At 73.2% G+C, this 20,642-nt stretch carries 18 protein-coding genes; 2 read left to right on the top strand and 16 right to left on the bottom strand.

The genetic code is table 11. The features are described from left to right. The first annotated feature begins 158 nt into the window (after positions 1 to 158). Complete coding sequence (locus ABD143_RS18310) at positions 159 to 1,553, top strand: N,N-dimethylformamidase beta subunit family domain-containing protein (RefSeq protein ID WP_343979462.1); 1,395 nt, start codon at positions 159 to 161, stop codon at positions 1,551 to 1,553. A 3-nt stretch (positions 1,554 to 1,556) separates the two neighbouring features. On the opposite strand, the gene ABD143_RS18305 is transcribed toward ABD143_RS18310, so the two are convergent. From ABD143_RS18305 to ABD143_RS18295, 3 genes are read right to left on the bottom strand one after another with little or no spacing between them, the layout of a single operon-like run. Further along, positions 1,557 to 3,269, bottom strand: coding sequence for a carbamoyltransferase family protein (locus ABD143_RS18305; RefSeq protein WP_343979459.1), 1,713 nt, complete (start codon positions 3,267 to 3,269; stop codon positions 1,557 to 1,559). A gap of 26 nt (positions 3,270 to 3,295) precedes the next feature. Beyond that, entirely contained in the window at positions 3,296 to 3,487 is a 192-nt protein-coding gene (locus ABD143_RS18300) for an MBL fold metallo-hydrolase (RefSeq protein WP_343979456.1), read from the bottom strand. 23 nt (positions 3,488 to 3,510) lie between these two features. Further along, positions 3,511 to 4,734 (bottom strand): glycosyltransferase family 9 protein, encoded by a 1,224-nt coding sequence (locus tag ABD143_RS18295; RefSeq protein ID WP_343979453.1) that lies wholly within the window; start codon positions 4,732 to 4,734, stop codon positions 3,511 to 3,513. A gap of 42 nt (positions 4,735 to 4,776) precedes the next feature. Between ABD143_RS18295 and ABD143_RS18290 the strand changes: the two genes are divergently transcribed. Further along, positions 4,777 to 5,799 carry a glycosyltransferase family 9 protein gene (locus ABD143_RS18290; protein ID WP_343979450.1) on the top strand — a complete coding sequence of 341 codons (1,023 nt, stop codon included), beginning with the start codon at positions 4,777 to 4,779 and terminating at the stop codon, positions 5,797 to 5,799. Between the two features lie 149 nt (positions 5,800 to 5,948). Here ABD143_RS18290 and ABD143_RS18285 read toward each other — a convergent pair whose 3' ends face one another. From ABD143_RS18285 to ABD143_RS18225, 13 genes are all read right to left on the bottom strand, one after another. Beyond that, a complete protein-coding gene (locus ABD143_RS18285) occupies positions 5,949 to 7,463 on the bottom strand; it encodes a PfkB family carbohydrate kinase (RefSeq protein WP_343979447.1) in 1,515 nt (504 codons plus the stop codon). Then, positions 7,460 to 8,287, bottom strand: coding sequence for a glycosyltransferase family 2 protein (locus ABD143_RS18280; protein ID WP_343979443.1), 828 nt, complete (start codon positions 8,285 to 8,287; stop codon positions 7,460 to 7,462). Before ABD143_RS18280 ends, ABD143_RS18285 begins: the two co-directional genes overlap by 4 nt. Continuing rightward, positions 8,284 to 9,843 (bottom strand): D-glycero-beta-D-manno-heptose 1-phosphate adenylyltransferase, encoded by a 1,560-nt coding sequence (gene rfaE2, locus ABD143_RS18275; protein WP_343979440.1) that lies wholly within the window; start codon positions 9,841 to 9,843, stop codon positions 8,284 to 8,286. Before rfaE2 ends, ABD143_RS18280 begins: the two co-directional genes overlap by 4 nt. Then, the gene (locus tag ABD143_RS18270) at positions 9,819 to 11,054 is read right to left on the bottom strand and encodes a glycosyltransferase family 9 protein (protein ID WP_343979436.1); all 1,236 of its coding nucleotides are present in this window, start codon (positions 11,052 to 11,054) and stop codon (positions 9,819 to 9,821) included. The genes rfaE2 and ABD143_RS18270 overlap by 25 nt, the downstream gene beginning before the upstream one ends. Next, complete coding sequence (locus tag ABD143_RS18265) at positions 11,045 to 11,788, bottom strand: SDR family oxidoreductase (protein ID WP_343979433.1); 744 nt, start codon at positions 11,786 to 11,788, stop codon at positions 11,045 to 11,047. Before ABD143_RS18265 ends, ABD143_RS18270 begins: the two co-directional genes overlap by 10 nt. 13 nt (positions 11,789 to 11,801) lie before the next feature. Beyond that, positions 11,802 to 12,890, bottom strand: coding sequence for a glycosyltransferase family 9 protein (locus ABD143_RS18260; protein WP_343979430.1), 1,089 nt, complete (start codon positions 12,888 to 12,890; stop codon positions 11,802 to 11,804). Further along, positions 12,887 to 13,426, bottom strand: a complete 540-nt coding sequence (locus ABD143_RS18255) for a D-glycero-alpha-D-manno-heptose-1,7-bisphosphate 7-phosphatase (RefSeq protein ID WP_343979427.1) — start codon at positions 13,424 to 13,426, stop codon at positions 12,887 to 12,889. The genes ABD143_RS18260 and ABD143_RS18255 overlap by 4 nt, the downstream gene beginning before the upstream one ends. A gap of 83 nt (positions 13,427 to 13,509) precedes the next feature. After that, positions 13,510 to 14,076: a D-sedoheptulose-7-phosphate isomerase gene (locus tag ABD143_RS18250; RefSeq protein WP_343980282.1), complete on the bottom strand. Its 567-nt coding sequence runs from the start codon at positions 14,074 to 14,076 to the stop codon at positions 13,510 to 13,512. A gap of 50 nt (positions 14,077 to 14,126) precedes the next feature. Continuing rightward, entirely contained in the window at positions 14,127 to 15,395 is a 1,269-nt protein-coding gene (locus ABD143_RS18245) for a glycosyltransferase (RefSeq protein WP_343979424.1), read from the bottom strand. A gap of 5 nt (positions 15,396 to 15,400) precedes the next feature. Further along, positions 15,401 to 16,420, bottom strand: coding sequence for a glycosyltransferase (locus ABD143_RS18240; protein WP_343979420.1), 1,020 nt, complete (start codon positions 16,418 to 16,420; stop codon positions 15,401 to 15,403). Positions 16,421 to 17,163: 743 nt separating this feature from the next. Further along, on the bottom strand, positions 17,164 to 18,627 hold the full coding sequence (gene zwf / locus ABD143_RS18235; protein ID WP_343979418.1) for a glucose-6-phosphate dehydrogenase: 1,464 nt from the start codon (positions 18,625 to 18,627) through the stop codon (positions 17,164 to 17,166). Further along, positions 18,624 to 19,640, bottom strand: coding sequence for a UBP-type zinc finger domain-containing protein (locus ABD143_RS18230; RefSeq protein ID WP_343979416.1), 1,017 nt, complete (start codon positions 19,638 to 19,640; stop codon positions 18,624 to 18,626). The genes zwf and ABD143_RS18230 overlap by 4 nt, the downstream gene beginning before the upstream one ends. 23 nt (positions 19,641 to 19,663) lie before the next feature. Further along, the gene (locus tag ABD143_RS18225) at positions 19,664 to 20,119 is read right to left on the bottom strand and encodes a GreA/GreB family elongation factor (RefSeq protein WP_343979413.1); all 456 of its coding nucleotides are present in this window, start codon (positions 20,117 to 20,119) and stop codon (positions 19,664 to 19,666) included. Between the last annotated feature and the right edge of the window lie 523 nt (positions 20,120 to 20,642).

The following is a 20,642-nucleotide window of genomic DNA, read 5'->3' as shown; positions in this document are numbered from 1 at the left end:
TGGTGGCGGGCTCGTAGAGCTCGCATCTGGTGCAGGACGCCGCCTCGCGGCGCAGCGCGTCCAGGTCGATCTCGGCGGTCTCCACGACGTGCTGCTAACCGCGCCGGCTGCTCGGGAACCGTCGGGTTCGGGCGGCCCAGCACGGGAACACCGCGGGGGTGATCGAGGGGTATCCGGACGAGACCAGCGTCGTGCCCGGCGGCCGGTTGGTCCTGCGGGTGTCCACCGACGCGCCGGCGTTCCGGGTCGTGCTGCACCGCTGCGGCGCCCAGCTGGAGCCTGTGGCGGAGTCCGGGTGGCTCGACGGCGGGCACGCGCCGCATCATCTGCCCTTCCAGGACTGGGGGCGGCCGGGAATCGGACTGCACGGTGCGGAGCTGGCGGGCTGGACCGGCTACCCCCTCGACATCCCCACCGGATCCCGGCCGGGGATCTATCTGGCGGTGCTCGTCGAGGGGGACGGCCGCGGCAACCCGCTGCGCCCGCCCGCCGTCCCCGTTCCCGATGCCCGGAGCGCACAGGCCCTGTTCGTCGTGCGCGCCGCACAGCCGCGGGCACCGATCCTCTACAAGCTGCCCCTGCTGACCTACCACGCCTACAACCTCGGCGCTCCTCGTCGCGGGCCCTCCTGGTGCCTCTACTCCGTTCCCGCGCCCGGCTCGCTCCCGGCGCCGACGCCGCCGTCGGTGTCGGTGCGCCGGCCCGGGGGCGGCACGGGCGGCACCCCGTGGGACATCGGCAACTTCGACCCGTTCGACCCGACCCCGCGCCAGACCTTCGTGCACTGGGACGCACCCTTCGTCTCCTGGCTCGAACGCAGCGGATACGACGTGGACTACTGCACGGACCTCGACCTGCACCGGAACCCCCGGCTGCTCGACCGGCACCGCCTGCTCGTCGGCGCAGGGCACGACGAGTACTGGTCCGACGCGATGCGCGAGCACACCGAGCGGTTCGTGCAGGGCGGCGGCAACGTCGCCTTCTTCGGCGGGAACAGCTGCTGGTGGCGGGTGGAGTTCGACGACCAGAGCTCGTTCCGGCGCGTGGCCACCTGGTCGGACCCGGCGGGACCGGACCGCCCCGAGAACCTGCTGACCGGGGTGAGCTTTCGCAACGGCGGCGAGCGCGATCGCGACGACCACCCGCAGCCGGTCGGGTACCGGGTGCAGCACGCCGACCACTGGGTCTATGCCGGCACCGGCCTGGGTGACGGTGCGGTCGTCGGGGGCGGGCCCACCGAGTACCTGGTGGGCTACGAGTGCGACGGCGCCCACTTCGACCGCGGGCGGCTCGCGCGCGGCCGCCCGGCGGAGCCGACCGGTGACGACGGCACCCCTCACGACTTCACGATCCTGGGCGTCGGGGACGCCGGCGGCAGCGGATGGGGCCTGGGCAACCGGGCCGCCACCATGGGCCTGCACACGCCGGGCGGCACCGTCTTCACCGCCGCAACGACCGACTGGCCCCGCGTGCTCGCGGCGGGCAGGTCACCTGAGGTGGAGCAGCTGACCCACAACGTGCTGGACCGCCTCGGGGACGGGTCGCCGCGGTAGCGCCTATGGCGTCCCGTTGGGGGGCGTCCAGGCGGGCGGCACCGGAGACGCGTCGCGCTTGCGGATCAGGTACGGGTGCATCACCAGCGCATGCATCGCTGTGCCCGTCAGACAGGCCAGTGAGTCCTCCGGCGACTCGGTCAGCGGGTCGCCCTTCCCGTTCAGCGAGGTGTTGACCAGGACGGGGCACCCCGTCCGCCGGGCGAACGCGTCGAGCAGAGCATGCAGGAACGGTGTGTGATCCGGCTCGACCGTCTGGATGCGGGCCGTGCCGTCGACGTGCGTGATGGCGGGAAGCGTATCGCGGTGCTCGGGCCGGACGTCGATCGCGAGCTGCATGAACGGTGCAGGGCGGTCGACCTCGAAGATCGTCGGCGCAGCCTCGGCGAGGACGAGTGGCGCCAGCGGCCGGAACCACTCCCTGCCCTTCACCCGGAAGTTGATGAAGTCGCGCATCGCGGGGTGGCGGGCGTCGCCGATGATGCTGCGGTTGCCCAGTGCACGGGGCCCTGACTCACTGCGGCCCTGGTGGACGCCGACGACGAACCCGTCGTGGAGGAGCTCGGCGACGCGTCCCGCGAGGTCGGCGGGACGCTCGACGACCAGCCCGGGCTCGGCCGCCGCGGCCTGCGTGACGTCGCGGAGCGCCAGGGCGTCAGGCTCCGGCCCGAGGAAGTCGTCGGTCCACCGAAAGCCGCTCGGCTCACCGAGGCACTCGGTCATCCCGTAGAGCGCGCAGCCCAGCGCGGTCCCGCCGTCGTGGGCGCTGGGCGGGATGAAGACGTCGCGGAAGGCGGTCTCGCGCAGGATGCGGCCGTTGGCGGAGCAGTTCAGGGCGGTGCCGCCCGCAAACACCAGGTCGTCCATGCGCGTCTGCTCGTGCAGCCACGCCGTGACCTGCAGCAACGCCCGCTCGAACGCACGCTGGCCCTCCGCGGCCAGATTCGCGCAGTCGGCGAAGGAGCCAGGGCCGCCGAGGAAGTGGGAGAAGCGCTCGCGCTGCGCGAAGACGTCGAGCCACTCCTGCGGGATCAACACGCGGTGCCCGTCGACGGCGAGGCCGGGAAGCCCGGACGCCTCCGGGTCGCCGAACGGCGCGAGTCCCATCACCTTTCCCTCGCTGCCCTCCCCGGTGAACATCAACCGGGTGAGTAGGTAGTAGAAGCAGCCCAGGCCGGCGGGACGGTCCCAGTCGCCGTCCCAGAGCTGCTTGGCGAAACACTCGGGGGGCCGTCCGCGCTCGCACCGGTAGAACGAGGAGACCTCCAGCATGTCCGGTGGGGTCTCCTCCCCGAAACCACAGAACTCGGTGAAGTCGCGCACCGGGCTGCCCTGCCCATCGATGATCATCCCGGCTGCCGACGAGAATGGGGACGGTGGGAAAGCGCTGTAGAGGTGGGAGAGGTGGTGCGAGATCGTGACGATCCACGGCTCGTCACGGAACCGGAGCGTGTCGCGAACCTCCTGGTGGTAGGCGTCGATGTGCTTGACCTCGTCATCGGAGGAGAAGCACTCCACCACCACGTCCACGGGCTCGCGCAACGCCGCCAGCCGCGGCCGGTAGAGCGTCTGCAGGTCGCCGAGGCGTCCCCAGTGGTGCTTGCGCCGGGTCAGCCGCTCTTTCTGCAGGCTGTACACCGTGGACGGCCCCGTCGCGACGGCCACCGAGCCGTCCTGCGTGCGGTTGATCCCGACAGCGGTCGGCTCACGGTCCATCGGTGGTCCTCCTGGTCATCCTCCGGTCAGCGGTGCGGGAAGGCGGTGAGCTCCACCGTGTCGCCGCGGACCACCGGACGCAGCCGCCCGTCGTGGCCCCGGCGGCGCATCTCGGCGACGAAGTCCACCAGCGGGCTCCGAAAGACCCCGTAGTCGTCGTAGTGCACCGGCACCACGGTGGCGGGTTCGAGCAGCGTGAAGCCGCCGAGGCGCAGCACGGTCGTCGCCGTGCCGACGAAGGTCAGCGACCCTCGGCCCGTGGGTCGTATGTCGGCGCTGCCCGCGTCAACCGGCTCGGTGTCCGTCCGGTCCGCGTCCCTTCGGGCGCCCATGGCGCGGCGGTTACCCCACTGAGCAGGTCCGACACCTCCTCCTGCACCTCGCGTACCGGGATCTGGCCCAGAAACGACGGCCGGTGCTCGCATCCCTCGCCGGGCCGATGCGGATGACCGGCCGTGCTGCAATCGGCACCGCACTCCGGGCAGTGCACGGTCCAGCTCAGCAGCGGACGGTGCCGGGTTCGGGTCGGCGGGGCCGCGTTGATCGCGTTCCCGCACCAGTACAGCCCCACGGTGGCCGCGCCGACCGCCCTGGCCAGGTGCAGCGGGCCGGAGTCGTTCGCGACGACGACGGCGCAACGCTTCAGCACGGCGGCGAGCGTCCCGAGGTCGGTCCGCCCGGTCAGGTCGGTCACCGGCCCCACCGCCGCGGCGGCGACGGCGGCACTCGGTCCGGCGTCCGCCGCCGACCCGACGAGCACCGGGCGGGCACCGGTGGCGGTCAGCGCATCGGCGACGGCGGCGAAGCGCTCGGGCGGCCACCGGCGTCGGGGGTCGGTGGCACCGGCATGTATCGCCACCCACGGCCGGTCGCTCGGCAGCAGTGCGGCGGCAGCGTCCCGTTCCGCGTCCGACACGGCCAGTAGGGGGTAGTCAGCCGGGCCGTCGGCACCGACCAGCCGCACCACCTCGAGGAACCGGTCGGCCTCGGGCTGGTAGTACCGGTAGGGCACGGTGGCGTCCAGCGGCGGGGCGCCAGAGGCCCGCAACCCGACCGACCAGCGCGCGCCGAGCGCCCGGACCAGTGGGTTCGACGCGGCGCCGCCCCCGTGCAACTGGACGGCCAGGTCGTAGCCGTCCGTGCGCGCCGTGGCCAGGAAGCCCGCGAGCGCGGACACCGGCGGCACGCCCGACGGCTGCCCGGCCAGGCCGTCGACCTGCGGCACCACCAGCACGCGGTCCACCGGGCCGGGCCGGCCCGCGAGGAAGCTCTCGTGCCACGGCGCCCCGAGCAGCGTCAGCTCGGCCTCGGGGAAGCGGGCGCGAAGCGCGGCCAGCGCCGGCGTGACCATCAGATAGTCCCCGAGCGCGTTGCAGCGCAGCACCGCGATCCTGCGGACCGGGCCGGGCACGCCGGGCACGCCCACCGTCTGCTCCACCGGCACCGCGGCGGGGGTCGCGACCATGGTGACCCGGTTACCCCCGGCCCCGGCGGGTAAGCACGCCGGGTGGACGAGAACATCGTGCTGGCGCTGCGGGCGCTTCACCTCGGGGACCTCCTGGTGGCGGTACCGGCGCTGCGCGCGCTGCGGCGCGCCCACCCCGAACACCGGATCGTGCTGGCCACTCCGCAGGCGATGGCCCCGCTCGTCGAGTGGACCGGCGCTGTGGACGAGCTGCTCCCGACCCCCGACCCCGCGGGACTGCGGTGGGACCGACCACCGCCCGACCTCGTGGTCAACCTGCACGGCACCGGCCCGCAGAGCCACCGCGCACTCGACGCCCTCGCACCCCGGCGCCGGGTGGGCTTCCGCGCCCCGGGCTGGGATGGGCCGGCCTGGGACGATGTCGCAGCGCGGCACCCTCACGAGCGGGAACGCTGGTGCGCGTTGCTGGAGCACCACAGCGTCCCGGCCGACCCCACCGACCTGCGACTGCCCACACCCGGCCATGTCCACGCCGGGAGAGCCGGGGCGCCGGTGCTCGTGCACCCGGGTGCCCGGTTCGGGGCGAAGCGCTGGCCCGCACCGCGCTTCGGTGAGCTCGCGGCGGCGCTCGACCGTGCCGGGCGGCACGTGCTCCTCACGGGCACGGTCGACGAGCGCCCACTCGCGCGTTCCGTCGCGCTCATCGCAGGGCTCCCCGTTCACCGGGTACTGGCCGGGCGCACCGACCTCGTGCGACTCTGCTCCCTCGTCGCCGGAGCGGCCGTGGTGGTGAGCGGGGACACCGGGATCGCGCACCTCGCCGCGGCGTTCGGTACACCGTCGGTCACGCTGTTCGGCCCGGTCGACGCCGCGCAGTGGGGACCGCCGCCGGACGGTCCGCACCTCGCTCTGGGCGATGCCACCGTCCGCCGCGGCGACCCCTTCGCCGAGGATCCCGACCCCGCCCTGCTGGCGGTCGGGGTCGACAAGGTCCTCCGGGCGGTCGCGGCGGCGCAGCGCCTTGCCCGGGAACCTATGAACGAGGGGTCTGCTGATGAAAGGCCATCCTCCAGTCGTCGGGCCGGCGGACGTACAGGCTGCTGACCAGCGCGGGGTACCCCGGTGCATCCCCCGCCTCGCTACTCCGTAGGCGGCGATGCCGGTGCCGCCGTCGGGCGCAGGACCGTCGGCTCTTCCAGCCGGAACATCGGCTATCTCCAGCCGCACGAGCTCCTCGTTCTCCCGTTCCACCGTCACGGCCGCGATGGCCGTCGCTCCGCGCCCCGCTGTCGTGGACGAACCGGAACTGCAGCTCGCTGCCCGGCGGGCGCCGACACCACTGTCCTAGCCGCCTGGTAAGGCACCGCCACGACCTCTCCGCCCCAGGACCGGACGAGGGGGGTCTCGGGCAACTCCGCCGGGTCATGGTCGCCTCCCTTGACCCAGAGGTCCGGCCGCAGCGCCTCGAGGACGAGGCGCGGGTCGTCGGCATCGAAAACTGCCACGGCGTCCACGCACTCGAGCACCGACAGTGCGGCCACCCGCTCGGCCAGCGGGACCACCGGGCCTCCCGGCCCGGTCCGCCTGCGCACCGACTCGTCGGAGTTGACGAGTACCAGCAGGCAGTCGCCGAGTGCACGGGCGGCCTCGAGTGTGTCGGTGTGGCCGGTGTGCAGCAGGTCGAACGAGCCACCGGCGGCGACGACCGTTCCGCCCCCAGCCCGTACCTGCTCCGCCAGTGCCACTGCGGCGGCCAGGCCGGTGACGGCGGGCAGCAGCGCCGGGGCCACCGTCTCGGTGGGCTGGATCCAACGCGCCCCCTCGCGGCGCACAGCGGCACCACCGCCCCGCGCGACGAAACCCGCCGCCCCGACCACGGCCTCGGCCACGGCGTCGTCCACCGTCGCGCCGAGGGCCAGGGCGGCGGCGACCCCGCCGGCGAAGTGGTCACCCGCCCCGCACGGGTCGATCTCGTCGACCACGGGCGCGGGGGCGGCGGAACAGGCCCCGTGCCTATGCCGCACCACCGCACCGGACCCGCCGAGCGTGACGGCCACCGCGCGGGCTTCCCAGCGCCCGAGCAGGCGTGCGGCCAGTTCGAGGGCGGCGGGCACCCCGGAACCGGGGACGGCGCCACCACCGGCGGCGCCGCGTGCCTCCGCCAGGTTCGGGGTGACGACGGTGGCGCCGGGTATCGGATCCGCGCCCCGCGGGTGCGGGTCCCACACCACCGGCACCCGCCGGGCGACGGCCCGCGTCAGGGCGGCGCGCACGTCCGGATCGGCCGCGACGCCGCGGCCGTAGTCCGACACCAGCACGGCGCCCGCCCCGGCCAACGCGGCGTCCAGGTCGAGGCCGCAGGCGAAGTGGGCCACGGGCCTGCCCTCACCGCGGTCGGTCCGCAGCATCGACCGCCCGCCTGCCCGCAGCCGGCACTTCACCACGGTGCCGCCGCTCGCTGGACCGGCGACGACGTCGACCGCACCGACAAGCAGCTCGCGCAGCCGCTCGGCAGGCTCGTCGTCGTCGAGCGCGGTGACGAGCCGGACCGGCACGCCGCGGCCCGCCACCAGCACGGCGGCCAGGCCGGCACCACCGGGCCGGTCCCGCTCCCCCTGGACGGCGAGCACGGGCGCGGGCGCGTCGGGGCTCAGCCGGTCGACACTGCCCTCGACGTCGATGTCGAGCAGCGTGTCCCCGATGACGACAACCCGGCGCGCCGCGCCTTTGCGCCGTCCGCCCACCTCCCGCCCGACGCCTGGGCTCACCGCGGGCTCCCGGCGAACTGGGCGCCCACCACGTCGCGCGCCTGCACCGTCCGGTCCGGCACCGTCGTGGGCGACTCCAGGTGGTACGCGCCCGAGGGGAGGATCCCGGCGCCACCGGCGCGGGCCAGCACCCGCTGCTGCACGAGCACGTCCTCACCGCAGTGCCTCGCGGGCAGGAGAGGCCAGAACCCGAACCCGCCCACGGAGTCGAGCTCCCTGCGGTCGTACAGCACGCATCCCCCCACCCAGGCGATCTTGTACGGCACCCAGCGCTCCCCCGGCCGGACGTGTCGCTCCGCGAGGTGCACCGGGTTCGCCGCGTTGTGCAGCGTGAAGCGCTGCCACTCCGGTGTGCCCGGATCGATCTGCTCCGGCTCGGGACGACCGCGCCAGCGCTCGAACGGCATCAGCTCGTCTGGCCGGTGGTCGTCCAGGTAGGACAGGCCCTGGACCGGGGCACCGACGAGCCCGCACCGCAGCTCCACGATGGCCTCGTGCAGCCGGGCGACCGTGCCGGGTTCCAGCCACACGTCATCGTCGACGAACAGCGCGTACCGCGCGGTCGAGCGAGCCAGGAGGGCCGCCCGGTGCTCCGCGAGCCCCCGACGCGGAAGGTGGCGACCCACCCGCGCCGGGCGCCCGGCAGCGCGCAGCACCCGCAGCATCGTCTGCGCGGGCGGCGTCTCGTAGGAGGCCGCACCTGTGGACTGGTCACTCACGACCACACCGAACGGGTGGTCCTGCCCGGCGAGCCCGGCCAGTGTGGTCGCGAGCTCGACGGGCCGGTCGCGGGTCGGGACGAGGACGTCCAGATCGGGGTTCATGACCGGCCCGCCCGGATCCGACCCACGATCGCCGTGGTGGAGTGGTCGGACAGGTAGTCGAGCACCCGCACCTCACCGCCGAGACGCTCGACGATCGGCGTCTCCGGCAGCATCTGCGGGGTGTAGTCGCCCCCCTTGGTGTAGACGTCGGGCCGCACCATCTCGATCAGTCGGGCCGGGGTGTCCTGCGTGAACGCGGTGACGAGATCGACGCAGTCGATCGCCCCCACCACGCCGGCTCGGTCCTCCAGCGGGTTCACCGGGCGCTCCGGACCCTTGAGCCGCGACACGCTCTCATCGCTGTTCAACGCCACGATCAGCACGTCGCCGAGCGCCCTCGCCTGCCGGAGGTACGCGACATGGCCCCGGTGCAGCACGTCGAAGCAACCGTTGGTGAACACGATCCGCTGCCCGCGCCGGCGCTGGTCGGCGACGATCGCGAGCAGGTCCCGGTGGGTGAGCAGGCCACCGCGGTCGGCAGCGGCCAGCCGTGCGGTGAGCGCGCCGGTCGAGCACACGGCCGTGCCGTCCTGGTCCACCACCACGTCGGCGGCGCTCTGCGCGAGCACCAGCGCACCCTCCGCCGGAATGCCCGCCGCGAGAGCGGCGGTGTAGGCCGCGGCGAACGTGTCGCCCGCACCGCATGCCCTGGCCATCGCGCCCGGACGGGCGGTGGTGAGTTGCGGCTCCGCGCCCGGGTCGGCGGGCAGCCACAGCGCGCCGTCGATATCCAGCGTGACCAGCACGTCGGCCCCGCCTGCCGCGGCAACGAGCGCGTGCCGGTCGCGCAGAGCCCACTCGGTGCGCGCCGACGCAGGGGACACGGGCGGAGCGTGCAGCGGCGCCGGGACCGGCACCGCAGGCTCGGCGGCGATGAGCGCCACCGCCTCGGCCGCGTTCGGCGTGATGACGTCGGGACACAAGCGCGCCCAAGCCGCAGGTGAGCGGGCATCGACGACGAGCAGTGGCACGTTCGGTCGCAATGCCTCGAGTGCCGCGCGCACCTCGGCGGCCGCCGCGCCGAGGCCGTAGTCGGCCACCAGCACGGCGTCCACCCCACTGTGGACGGCGGTGCCCAGCGCCCCCGCGACCGCGGCGCGCGTCGACGGCGCGGGCGGGGCGTCCGGCCCGTCGTCGTAGCGCGCGACGGCCTGACCCGCCGACACCAGCCTGCGCTTGACCGCCGTGCGGCGGCCCGGCTCGGTGACGCAGTGCGCGGTGCGCACACCGGCGTCCTGCAGCAGCCCGCACAGCGTCGCGGCGTCGGCGTCGGTGCCGAGAACGGCCACCAGCTCGACCGACGCGCCGAGTGCCGCGAGATTGGCGGCGACGTTACCCGCGCCGCCAGGCGCTGAGCGGCTCTCCGCGAGCTCCACTACGGGCACGGGCCCGTCGCGGCCCAGCCTGCGGGCCGGCCCGGAGAGCCATTCGTCGAGCAGGGCATCACCGACCACGACGATCCGTGGGGCGCGCTCGGCGATGTGACCGGCGAGGGCGGCCGGGACCGGCCGGGCCACGGCGATCGGGGCTGTCAGGGGGTCGACGGGACGATCCATCGGTCCTCCTCAGGGGATGCGGGTGCGGCGGCCAGCGCCACGGCCGCGGCGGCGAGGTCGCTCGCGGTCACGTCGAGGCACTCGTGATCGAAGGGACACTGCAGCTGGCGGCAGGGCGAGCAGGCGACCGGGCGCGCGAGCAGGGCAGCGGGCACCGACCGGGGCTGCAGGTCACCGGGGAGCTCGGTGCCTGCGAAGGTGACCGCGACCGGGGTGCGCACCGCGTCGGCGAGGTGCATGCCGCCGGAGTTGTTGGTGATCGCGACGGCGGCGCGCCGCAGGAGCGCGGTGAACACCGGGAGCGGCACCGGCGGCACGGGCGCCACCTCGGGATGCGCGGCCGCCTCGACGACACGCGCAACCAACGTGCCCTCGCCCGCGGCACCGGCCACCAGCACCGGCAGCCCGGCCTGCGCCAGCTGCGCCGCGGCCGCGGCGAACCGTTCGGGCGGGTACCGACGGGCAGCGCAGGACGCGCCGGGGGCGAGCACGGCGAAGGCGCCGGGCGGATGCAGCTGCGCGGCCGCATCCTCCGCGTCGGGCGGCACCTGCAGGAATGGCGCCTGGCCACGGTCCGGGACACCGACGGCGGCCAGCAGGTGCAGCGCCCGGTCGACCTGGTGGGTCGTGTCCGGCGGGGGCGTCACCCAGTGCGTGGCCACGGCGCCGCCGAACTCCCGCGAGTGCAGGACGCGCGTACCGATGCCGGCCAGGAGCCCGAGGTGCGCCACGGGCCAGGGCGACTGCGAGAACGAGGTGAACACGAACAGCACGTCGTAGCGCTCCGCGGTGAGCCGGTCGAGCAGTGCACGCTCGCCGGACGTGGCACCAGGCGCGCACGACAGCTGCTGCCAGGACGGCGACACGACCAGCACACCGGAAAGGCCGTCGATCATCGGCGCGACCGCCGCCCCGACCGGAGAGGCGAGCAGGTCCAGCCGCGCGTGCGGGGCGGCGGCGCGGATCGCGTGCAGCGCCGGTGTCGTGGTGACCACGTCGCCGATGTTGTCGGCCCGGACAGCGAGGATGCGCCGGGCCGCACCGAGATCGACCGGAGCGCCGCGATCGGCGCCGGGGCGGCCGAGCCCGGCCGTCCGCGGGCGCGCGGCGGCGGGCGCCGGATCCGGTGGGCCGGCGTCGAACGGACCCGGGCGCCCGGGCCCCGGATCCGTCAGGGCCCCATCGATCAGGGCCCCATCGATCAGGGCCATGACGGCTCGCTCGATGCGCACACGACCATTTCCCGCACCTCGCAGCCCTCCGGGCGGGTCAGCGCGTACAGGACGGCGTCGGCGACCTCGGCCGGATCGTTGAGCTGCGCGTCGGGCCCCGGCTTGTACTGCTCCGGCCGGCCGTCGAAGAACGCCGTGTCCATGCCACCGGGCACGAGCAGCGTCACACCAACCTCACCCGCAAGCTCGGTGGCGAGCGCCCGGGTCATCCCGACCACCCCGAACTTGGAGGCGCAGTAGGCCGACGCGTCCGGGAGCGCGCGCAGGCCGAGGGTCGAGGCCACGGTGACCACCCGGCCCCGGTTCGCCTTGAGGGCGGGCAGCGCGGCGCGGATCACCGCGGCGGTGCCGAGCAGGTTGACCGTCACCACCCGCTCCCAGTCGGCGGCCGGCACGTCGCCGAGCGCGCCACAGCTGTCGGTGCCCGCCGCTGTGACCACGGCGTCGAGCCCGCCCGCCGCGTCGACGAGCTCGCGGATGGCCTCCTCGCTCGCCCGGCCGTCAGCGAGGTCGGTAACCGTCGAGAGCGCATTCCCGAGCTCTGGACCGGCGTCGACCACGATGCGGTCGACCAGCAACGGGCGCCCGCCCGCAGCGGCCACCGCGTGGGCGACCGCCCGGCCGAGGCCAGACGCGGCGCCGGTGACGAGCACGCTCCCGACCTGCCGCGGCGCGCGACCGGTCGCCGTGGGGGCCTCGAGGGTCTCCGTCATGGCTGTCCTTCCGTCACGTGTCGTTCGTCCTGCCTGTCCGGCCCGTGCCGGTCCTGCCGAGGAGTGGGTAGAGACGGCGCACCGCGGACACGACCTCCTCGGGTGCCACGCTGCTGAGGCAGGGGTGGCCGGGCACAGGGCAGTCGCGGGCGCGGCTGTCGCGGCAGGGCGCTGCCTGATCGCCGAGGAGCATCTGCGGCACCTTGTACGGGCGCCACTTCGCAGCGGGTACGACCGGCGCGAACAGCGACACCACGGGTGTGCCGACGGCGGCAGCCAGGTGCGCCGCACCCGTGTTGCCGGCAACGAGCGCGACGGCCCCGGCCAGCACGCCCGCGAGCTGACCCAGGTCGGTACGGCCGCCGAGATCGAGGGCGCACCCGTCGGCGACGGCGGCGGTGAGGCCGCGCTCACCGGACCCGCCGGTCACGACGACCGGCAGGCCGAGGCGCTCGAGCATCCGGGCGGCGCGGCGGTGGTGCTCGACCGGCCAGCGCCGGGCCGGCACCGCGGCGCCGGGATGCAGCACGACGTACGGGCGGTGCGCGACCGGCCCGAGCACCCTGCCCACCGGTGGCGGAGTGCACACCGCGAGCCTGCCGTCGTCGCCATGGGGCAACCGAAACCCGGCCGCGCGGGCGATCGCGAGTGCCCTCTCCGGCTCCGGCAGGTTCTCCGGCAGGTCGTCGCCAGGCCCGTCCCCGGGTCGCAGCCGCACGTCGAGCAACGATCCGGGGTAGTCGACCGAGGCGCCGGTGATCCGGCCGATCCCGGCGAGCCGCAGCAGCAGCGCGGTCGGCAGCGGCGACTGGTGGAACGAGGTGAGCAGCACCGCCTCGTCGAAGGAGTGTCCGGCGAGCTCCGCGACCACGAGGTGCAGATCGGCCGCCTGTACGGGAGGAGCGGGGCTCACCGTCCACGGGCTCGTCCACACCATGACGCGCCTGATGCCGGGCAGGAGCCGGCCGGCCGCCTCGCCGTCCGGCCCACACAACAGCGACACCTCCGTGTCCGACGCAGCGGCGACGGCGCGGACCGCGGGGCCGGTGAGCAGGACGTCACCGGCCCCGTCGAGCCGCACGACGAGGACGCGCCGGGTCACCGGACACCCACGGGCGCGAGCAGGTGCCGCACGGCGCCGACCAGGTCCGCCCGGACGACCGGAGCCGCCGCCACCTCCTCCGGTCGGCTCACCGGGGTGGGCACGAGCACCGAGGAGGCACCTGCCGCGGCGGCGGCCTCGACATCAGCCCCGATGTCACCGACGACCGCGATGCGATCGGGCGGAAGGCCCAGCTGTTGCGCAGCGGCGAGCACCATCCCGGGCCGTGGCTTGCGGCAGGCACACCCGTCGGCGGGACCGTGCGGGCACACCTGCCACACGGCGAACGGCCCGAGGAGCTCGTCGACGCGCCGGTTCACCGCCTCGGCCTGCTCCGTGCTGATCAGCCCTCGCGCAATGCCGGACTGGTTGGTCACCACGCCGACGGGTATCCCCGCGGCACTCAGGAGGTCCAGGGCCGCACGCGCTCCCGGAACAGGCCGCACCATGGCCGGGTCCCGGTTGTACGGCACGTCGAGGACCAGCGTGCCGTCCCGGTCAAAGAGGACGGCCGCCGGTGCACGTTGGACGATCACGGGAGAAGAGGTTTCCGAGCCCGGCGCCGATAAACCCCTCCGGCACAACTGCTACTCTTTGTGTGCGCTACTACTCACCGTGACTATCGGCCAAGGCCCCGGCCCTCGACGGCCTCCTCGATGGCCCGGCACACCATGTGCAGCGCCACCAGGTGCATCTCCTGGACAGTGGCGGTATCTCCGGGGAGACACACGGCATCGGTGCACACGCGGGCCAGCGGGTTCGGTCCCCGCCCGGTCAGCGCCCAGCTCGTCGCGCCGACCTCACGCGCCGCGCCGGCGGCCGCGAGCAGGTTCGGGCTGCGACCGCTCGTGGAGAACAGCATGACGACGTCGCCGGCACGGGCGTGGCCACGCACCTGCCGGGCGTACACCTGCACGTAGCCGTAGTCGTTCCCGATCGCGCTCAGGCTCGACGTGTCCGCGTGCAGCGCGATCGCCGAGAACGGGCGTCGTTCCCGGTCGAAGCGCCCTACGAGCTCCGCCGTCAGGTGCTGCGCCTCCGCGGCACTGCCGCCGTTGCCCGCGGTCAGCAGCCTCGCCCCGCCCAGCAGGCGGGTGGCGAGATCCCTGCCCCAGCCGGCGAGCGTGGGGCTGGCCCGGCGCAGCGCGGGCAGCGCCTGCGTGAGTCGGTCGACGTGGTCGCCCAGGAGCGTCACCGGACCGTCGACGGGAACCGTGGCCGGCGCGGCCGCGGGGGTCACCGAGCCACCCCTGCCGTCTCCGCGTCCGCCGTCCCGAGCTCGGCGGCGTCTGCGCCCGCGCTGATCCGGCCGCTGCGGGCGGCGATCACCTCGTCGTAGACCACCTCGGTGGCCGCGGCGACCCGCACCCAGTCGTAGCGGGCCAGCACCCGGGCACGCCCGGCGATGCCGAAGGCGCTCGCGCGCGTCGGCGAGCCGAGCAGTTCGCGTAGCGCACCGGCCAGGACATCCGGCCGGCGCGGCGGCACGAGGAGGCCGGTGACCTGGTCCACCACCGTGTCCTGGATCCCACCGACCGCGCTGGCCACCACCGGACGCCCACAGGCCATCGCCTCGAGCGGCACGATCCCGAACGGCTCGTACCACGGCACGCACACCACCGCGTCGGCCGACCGTAACAGGGCGGGCACGTCCTCGCGAGTCACCGGCCCGACCAGCCGCACGCGATCGGCCACGCCGAAGCGCGCGGCGCACGACCGCAGCCGCTCGGCGTCGGCGTCGGTGCTCTGGGCCCCGTCCGCCGGCGGGGTCGCGCCCCCTGCCACCACCAGTTCGGCGTTCGGGACGCGGCGCAGCGCATCCATCACCTCGTCGACGCCCTTGCGCCGCACCAGCCTGCCCAGCACCACCAGGCGCAGCCGGTCCGACCGCTGCGCCACCGCGCCGTCGGGGTTGAACAGGTCAGTATCCACCCCGCAGGGCACCACGGTGGTACGCCCTCGTGGCGCGCCGAGGCGGGCGAGCTCGAAGACCTCGTCGGTGCAGGTAGCGAGCACCCGGTCGACCTGGCGGGCGACGGCGAGCTCGGCGCGCACGCGCCCTTCCGGGCTCGTGTCGTCGCTGCCCTGGTGGCGACGCTTCACGCTGCCCAGCGCGTGGAAGGTCTGGACCACGGGAATCCGGCCCGCTGCCGCGGCCAGCGCGACCATGCCGGACATCCAGAAGTGCGCGTGGACGACGTCGGGGCGGTCGGTTGCCCACGCCGCCTCGAGCACGCGTCGGAACGCCGGGAGGTGCGGTATCAGCTCGTCCTTGGGTAGCGGTTCGGCCGGGCCAGCGGACACGTGCCGCACCACGACGCCCGGCCGCAGCGGCACCCTGTCGGCGAGCTCCGGGTGGTCACGGCGGGTCCAGACCGACACGTGGTGGCCCGCAGCGGCGAGCGCCGAGCTGAGCTCCAGGACGTGCACGTTCTGGCCGCCGGCGTCGGTCCCGCCCAGGACGGCGAGGGGACTGGCGTGTTCGGACACCATCGCGATGCGCATCGATATCAGCTCCTTCCGGTCGTGACGGTCGGGGCTGGTCTACGGGACAGGCGATCACGGCCGGTCGTTCGTCGCAGGACCTCGTCCCACGAGGCGAGGAACGTGTCCAGGCCGTAACGGTCGATGGCGTGAGCGCGGGCGGCCCTCCCCATCTGCTCGGCGAGCTCCGGTTCGGCCACCAGCTCGCGCAACGCCCGGGCGAGCCGGTCCGGGTCGGTCGAGCAGCAGCCCGTGCCGGGCGGCACGGCCTCGGGTGCCTCCGTGGTGGCCAGCGCCACGACCGGCATGCCCAGATGCATGGCCTCGATGAGCGACAGACCCAGCGAGGTCCAGCGCAACGGGTGCAGGTACACCCGTCGACGGGCCATCTCGGCGTGCATCCGGTGCTGGGGCAGGTCGCCCATACCGCGCACGGGCGTAGACGCGTCCGCCCCGATCGCTGTACCCAGGTCGTCGGTACCCATGCCGAACACGTCGAGCGGGGCGGTACGGGCGAACCACGGCAGGAGGTCGGTCCCCGTGACCCGGTTGCGGCGCACCGGCTCGTTGATCACGACGGCGGCGGCCGGGAGCTCACCGGTGTAGCGGTGACCGGGATCGACCACCCCGTGCTCGACGACCGTGGTGGGCGTGCTGCCGCAGTCCCACATCAGCTGGTTGAAGTGCGTGACGTGGACCACCGTCATGTCGTCCCGGTCGGCCATCGGGTGCCGGCTGGTGGCAGCGTGCCCGCGGGGCGCGTTGTGCTCCAGATAGATCACCGACGCGTCCCGCCCGGGCAGGCGGCCGAGCCAGTCCTCCGCGAGCTCCAGCTCCTCCGGGCGCTGGACGACGACCACGTCGACCTCGGCATCGGCGAGGTCGGCGGGAGCCATCTCGACAGCGTCTGCAGGCCAGTTCCACGCCGCGGGCCGACCCCCGCCCCATGGCCCACGCTCGGGCAGCGTCGGCAGGAGATACCGGTGCGGGCCCTGGACGAACGCCGTGGTCCAGGAGCCGTGCACGTGCCACAGCAGGATGTTCACGATGCAGAGGTGGCCACCCGCGCGACGACCAAACGCCGAGAAGCAGACTGCTACTCCTTGTGTATAGCTGCTACTCCTCGTAGTCACCCGGAGCCTGCTCGTCGTGCCGCACGGCTGTCGGGTTCCCCGAGGTCATGGGCGGTCGGGGACCCGGTGGATGGCCGGGGTACGTGAGCATCCGTGACGGTCTGCGGCGCATCGCCGCCGACACCTTCGCCTGGCCCGAGCTGCGTCCAGAGCAGCTTGACGCCATGGAGCACGTGGCCCGTGGCTGGCCACGACGTGCTGGCCGTGCTGCCACCAGGTCGGGCAAGTCGGCGATCTACCAGGTCCCCGCGCTGCTGCGAAAAAGGTCCCGCCGTCGTCGTCTCGCCGCTGATCGCTCTGCAGCGCGACCAGCGCGACCAGCGCGACCAGCGCGAGGGCCTCGCAGAGAGCGACGCCCCGGACGCTGTGGCCGTCAATTCGCCGCAACGGGCAGGCGAGACGAGGCAGCGTGGGATGCGGTGGACGCGCCCACCATGCCGGAATGATTTGCGCTCGCAGGCGGACGAGAGGACACCGACCATGAACGGCTTTTCGCGTCGCGGATTGCTCAAGGCGAGGCGGTTGCCGGCGCCGGTGCGGTTGCTCGCGGCGTCCGCGTTCTCTGACTGGGTTCGCCTCGCGAAATTTCCATTTCCGTCGTGTGTGCGGTGAACGCGCCGGGCGACGGCGTTCCGTTGGCCGAACGCACCCGGTCGCTATGAGTCGGGCAACCGCCACCCACGCTCGGCGGGAAGACGCAAGGCCTCGCTCGGCCCCCACGAGCCGCGTGGGTAATGTATCGGCCGCGGGGGGTTCCGCAGCAACGGGTCGCACAGTTGCCATAGCAACTCGACCTGTTCCGTGCTGATGAACAACGTCGAGTCGCCGCGCATGACATCAAGTAGCAGGCGCTCGTATGCCTCGAGCGGCTCAGCTTCCGGGAACGCCTCGACGAGGGCCAGCCGCATTCTGCCCCGACCGAGCCTGAACGCGGTGCCGGGTACCTTGGCCCGGACGTCGGCGAAGATCGTCGGCTCGTCGGTGAGCTCGAGGACCAGTTCGTTGCAGGTGTCGTTTACGTCCCCGGGGAAGATCTTCAATGGCGGTTCCCGGAAGCCGATTGTGATCGTGCGCCGGCTCTCGGCGAGCGCCTTCCCCGTTCGCAGGTAGAAGGGGACGCCGATCCAGTACCAGTCGTCGACGTAGACCTCCATAGCGACGAACGTCTCCACGGTCGAGGCCTCGTCGACACCGGCTTCGTCGCGGTACCCGTCGTACTGGCCGAACACGACACGCTCCGGATCGATGGGGCGGATCGCGCGGAAAACTTTGATCATCTCATGATGCAACGAGTCCGCGTCCATGTGTGCCGGCGGGGCCAGTGCCACGAAGCCGAGCAACTGGAACAGGTGGGTGGGGATCATGTCCCGGAACGTGCCGGTCGATTCCATGAACTCCGCCCGGCCCTGAATGTCGATCTGTTCCGGCACGTCGATCTGGACGTAGCAGATGTGCTGATAGTTCCACACCGGCTGGAAGATTCCGTTGGCGAAGCGCAGCGCGAGGATGTTCTGCACGGCTTCCTTGCCGAGGAAGTGATCGATCCGGTAAATCTGGCGCTCTTCGAAGAAGTCATGCAGGGTCTCGTTGAGCCTGCGGGCCGATTCAACGTCTTTGCCGAACGGCTTCTCGAGGACGATCTTCGCCGAACCGGGCACGTCGAACGTTCCGAGCATACGGACTACGCTCTCCGTCGCCGACGGTGGAACCGCGAGGTAGTACAGGATCTCGCAGTCGTTGCCCAGCTCCTTGGCCGCCTCCGCCACTGCCCTTTCCAGTGCGGCTCCGTCGTCCTCGGACGTGGGCACGAAGCTGATCCGGCGGGCGAACTCCTGCCACGCAGCGTCGTCGATCGTCCCCCGGTAGACCTCCACGGCCGCGTGCACCTTCGGAAGGAAGGCATCCTCGGTCCCAGGCGCGGTGCGACTGGAGCATACGAGGCGGAAACGTTCGGGCAGCTGGTGGAGCTGCCAGAGGTGGAACAACGCCGGGAAGAGCTTGCGCCGGGCGAGGTCGCCGGTCGCGCCCATGACGACGAGGACGTGCGGGGCGAGCGGACCCTCGTCGGCCGCCTCGATCGGTGGCCGGCCTCGAGCAGCGGATGCCGAGTGCGTTCTCATCCGAGTCCTGTCCGGTCCAGCGCGTCCTTGGCGGCGCTGATGTGCCGCAGCGCTTTCGCCGCGGCCGCGGCGCCGAGTCTGGTCGCGACCCTGCCTGGCTCGAACTCGGCGGTGAGGAGGTCACGGACGTCACCGAGCAGCCCGTACGCCCGGTTGCGTGCCTCCTCGAACGACATGATGTCCTGCGGTCGCACGGCGCCTCCCGATGCTGGGGTGCCGTCACGCAAGGCCTCGTCGACGTAGCACCAGCGCCAGGTCTCCCCGGGTTCCATGGACTGGACGATGGGGCGGCCGACCATACCGGCGTGCGCCCGCGCGTGCCGCATCGGCGAGGAGTCGCAGCACCCGACGTGACCGCACGTGAGGCACAACCGCAGCTGCACCCACGACGTGCCCATGCGCAGGCACTCCTCGCACAAGTGCGGGGTACGAGGGACGACGTCACGGATCGACGCGACGTCCAGGTCCATGACGCGGCTGGGAACCCGGTACCCCGCGGTCACCGCCCCTCCAGTCCCCGAGCACGAGCGCGGCACCGATGGCCGACCTCGCTGACCGAAAGCGCCTTTGCGAAGGCCGGGGTCGTGCTCCAGGGCGCGGTCTGCGGCGCGGATGAGCACCCGGCCTACCGCGGCGGTGGCACCCGCCCACAGGCAGAGTCTCTCAGCCCGACCACCGCTCGACCCCCTGCCGCGCTCCTCTCGAGCGTCTCGGCGACCACCGCTGCTCTTCCGCCCCTCGTACCGGTGCACCACCTGCTCGGCGCTCCTGCGGATCCTCCCAAGGTCGTCCTCGCGAGGGTGGACCACGAACGTCCCGGCTACGAGCTCCCACACAGTCGTGGCGAGGTGGTCGAGGAACTCGGGGAGCTCGTGCTCGTGGCCGCCGACGGCGACGATGTCGAACTCGTGACGGCGGGCCTCCTCGTCCAGCCGTTCGGCCCCGGCCCGGTAGTGCCGCTTCGCGAGCAGCTCGACACCAGCGCGGCGGTCACCAGGGCCGTGATCAGGCACACCGGCGACCGTCCGGAGGGCGGCTACAGGGGACGGCGGACCCGCTCGACACGGGCATGTAGCCGCCCTTCTGGCGCCGTCCAGGCGACCTCTTCGCCCGGCTGCGCCCCGAGTAGCGCCCGCCCTAGTGGGCTCTCGGGCGTGACGACCGGGACGTCCTCGTCGGGAAAGCGGGTAACCTGTACGGTCTCGCAGGAGCCGTCGGGGAAGCGAAGCGTCACCCCGCTGTAAAGGCCGACCCGCTCGGACGTGTCCCCCTCGGGCCGCCCCGCCTCCCAGAGGTAGTGCGCGAGGTCGCGGATGCGGCGGTGGACCCAGTCGATCTCATCCCGGAGCTCGGTTGTCTCTCCCTGCTCGCCGAAGTCGTGCGGCCGGTGATCGTCGGACACGAGACTCTCCTCGAGCTCGCGCCTGCGCGTCCGCAGCAGCTCCAGCTCCTCGAGCAGCGCGTGGCGCTCATCGTGCGCGGCTACGTTCATACACCACCGTCGCACCGGTAGCCGCCCGGCGCGTTGGCCCGCCAGGACGGATTTCCTCCGCTTACTTCGGTCCCGCAGGAGGAGGCATCAGCCGATCTTTCCGGAAGGGGCAATGGGCCGCCGGAATCGTCACCTGCCAAGGGGCAGGCTATCCGCGCGATCGGTCACGGTGGAGGTCGGAACCCAGCCGTCGACTCCGCGAAGGTGAACCGATGTGAGCGCCACGGGACTCGTTACGTTCGACTCGACGCTTGCGAAGACGAACGGCATTCTGAAGCAATCGGACGGGCCTACGACTGGCCGAAGGAGCGCCGCAACCAGCCATACAGCGCCCTCCGGGCTGTCCTGCACCTCGTGCGCGATCGAGACCGCAACGGTGCCCGCAGGGGGAATCGAGTGCCCATCCTGGCCATGCCAGGTCCGTGCCAGGACCGGTCCGGTCGAGGACAGTCCCTGCGATGACGGCCGTACCGCAATCCCGCACCTTCGACATCCTCGGCCTCGACCTCAACGGATACGTCGC

This window comes from Pseudonocardia aurantiaca, from assembly GCF_039526725.1.
GTDB classification, from domain to species: domain Bacteria; phylum Actinomycetota; class Actinomycetes; order Mycobacteriales; family Pseudonocardiaceae; genus Pseudonocardia; species Pseudonocardia aurantiaca.
Note: the sequence above shows the minus strand (reverse complement) of the source record. Positions and strands in the feature narration are given on the sequence as shown.

Coding starts and splice junctions, on each gene's coding strand:
- ABD143_RS18305 (WP_343979459.1), bottom strand. CDS start 3,269: ATGGACCGTGAGCCGACCGCTGTCGGGATCAACCGCACGCAGGACGGC.
- ABD143_RS18295 (WP_343979453.1), bottom strand. CDS start 4,734: ATGGTCGCGACCCCCGCCGCGGTGCCGGTGGAGCAGACGGTGGGCGTG.
- ABD143_RS18280 (WP_343979443.1), bottom strand. CDS start 8,287: ATGAACCCCGATCTGGACGTCCTCGTCCCGACCCGCGACCGGCCCGTC.
- rfaE2 (WP_343979440.1), bottom strand. CDS start 9,843: ATGGATCGTCCCGTCGACCCCCTGACAGCCCCGATCGCCGTGGCCCGG.
- ABD143_RS18270 (WP_343979436.1), bottom strand. CDS start 11,054: ATGGCCCTGATCGATGGGGCCCTGATCGATGGGGCCCTGACGGATCCG.
- ABD143_RS18265 (WP_343979433.1), bottom strand. CDS start 11,788: ATGACGGAGACCCTCGAGGCCCCCACGGCGACCGGTCGCGCGCCGCGG.
- ABD143_RS18245 (WP_343979424.1), bottom strand. CDS start 15,395: ATGCGCATCGCGATGGTGTCCGAACACGCCAGTCCCCTCGCCGTCCTG.
- zwf (WP_343979418.1), bottom strand. CDS start 18,627: ATGAGAACGCACTCGGCATCCGCTGCTCGAGGCCGGCCACCGATCGAG.
- ABD143_RS18225 (WP_343979413.1), bottom strand. CDS start 20,119: ATGAACGTAGCCGCGCACGATGAGCGCCACGCGCTGCTCGAGGAGCTG.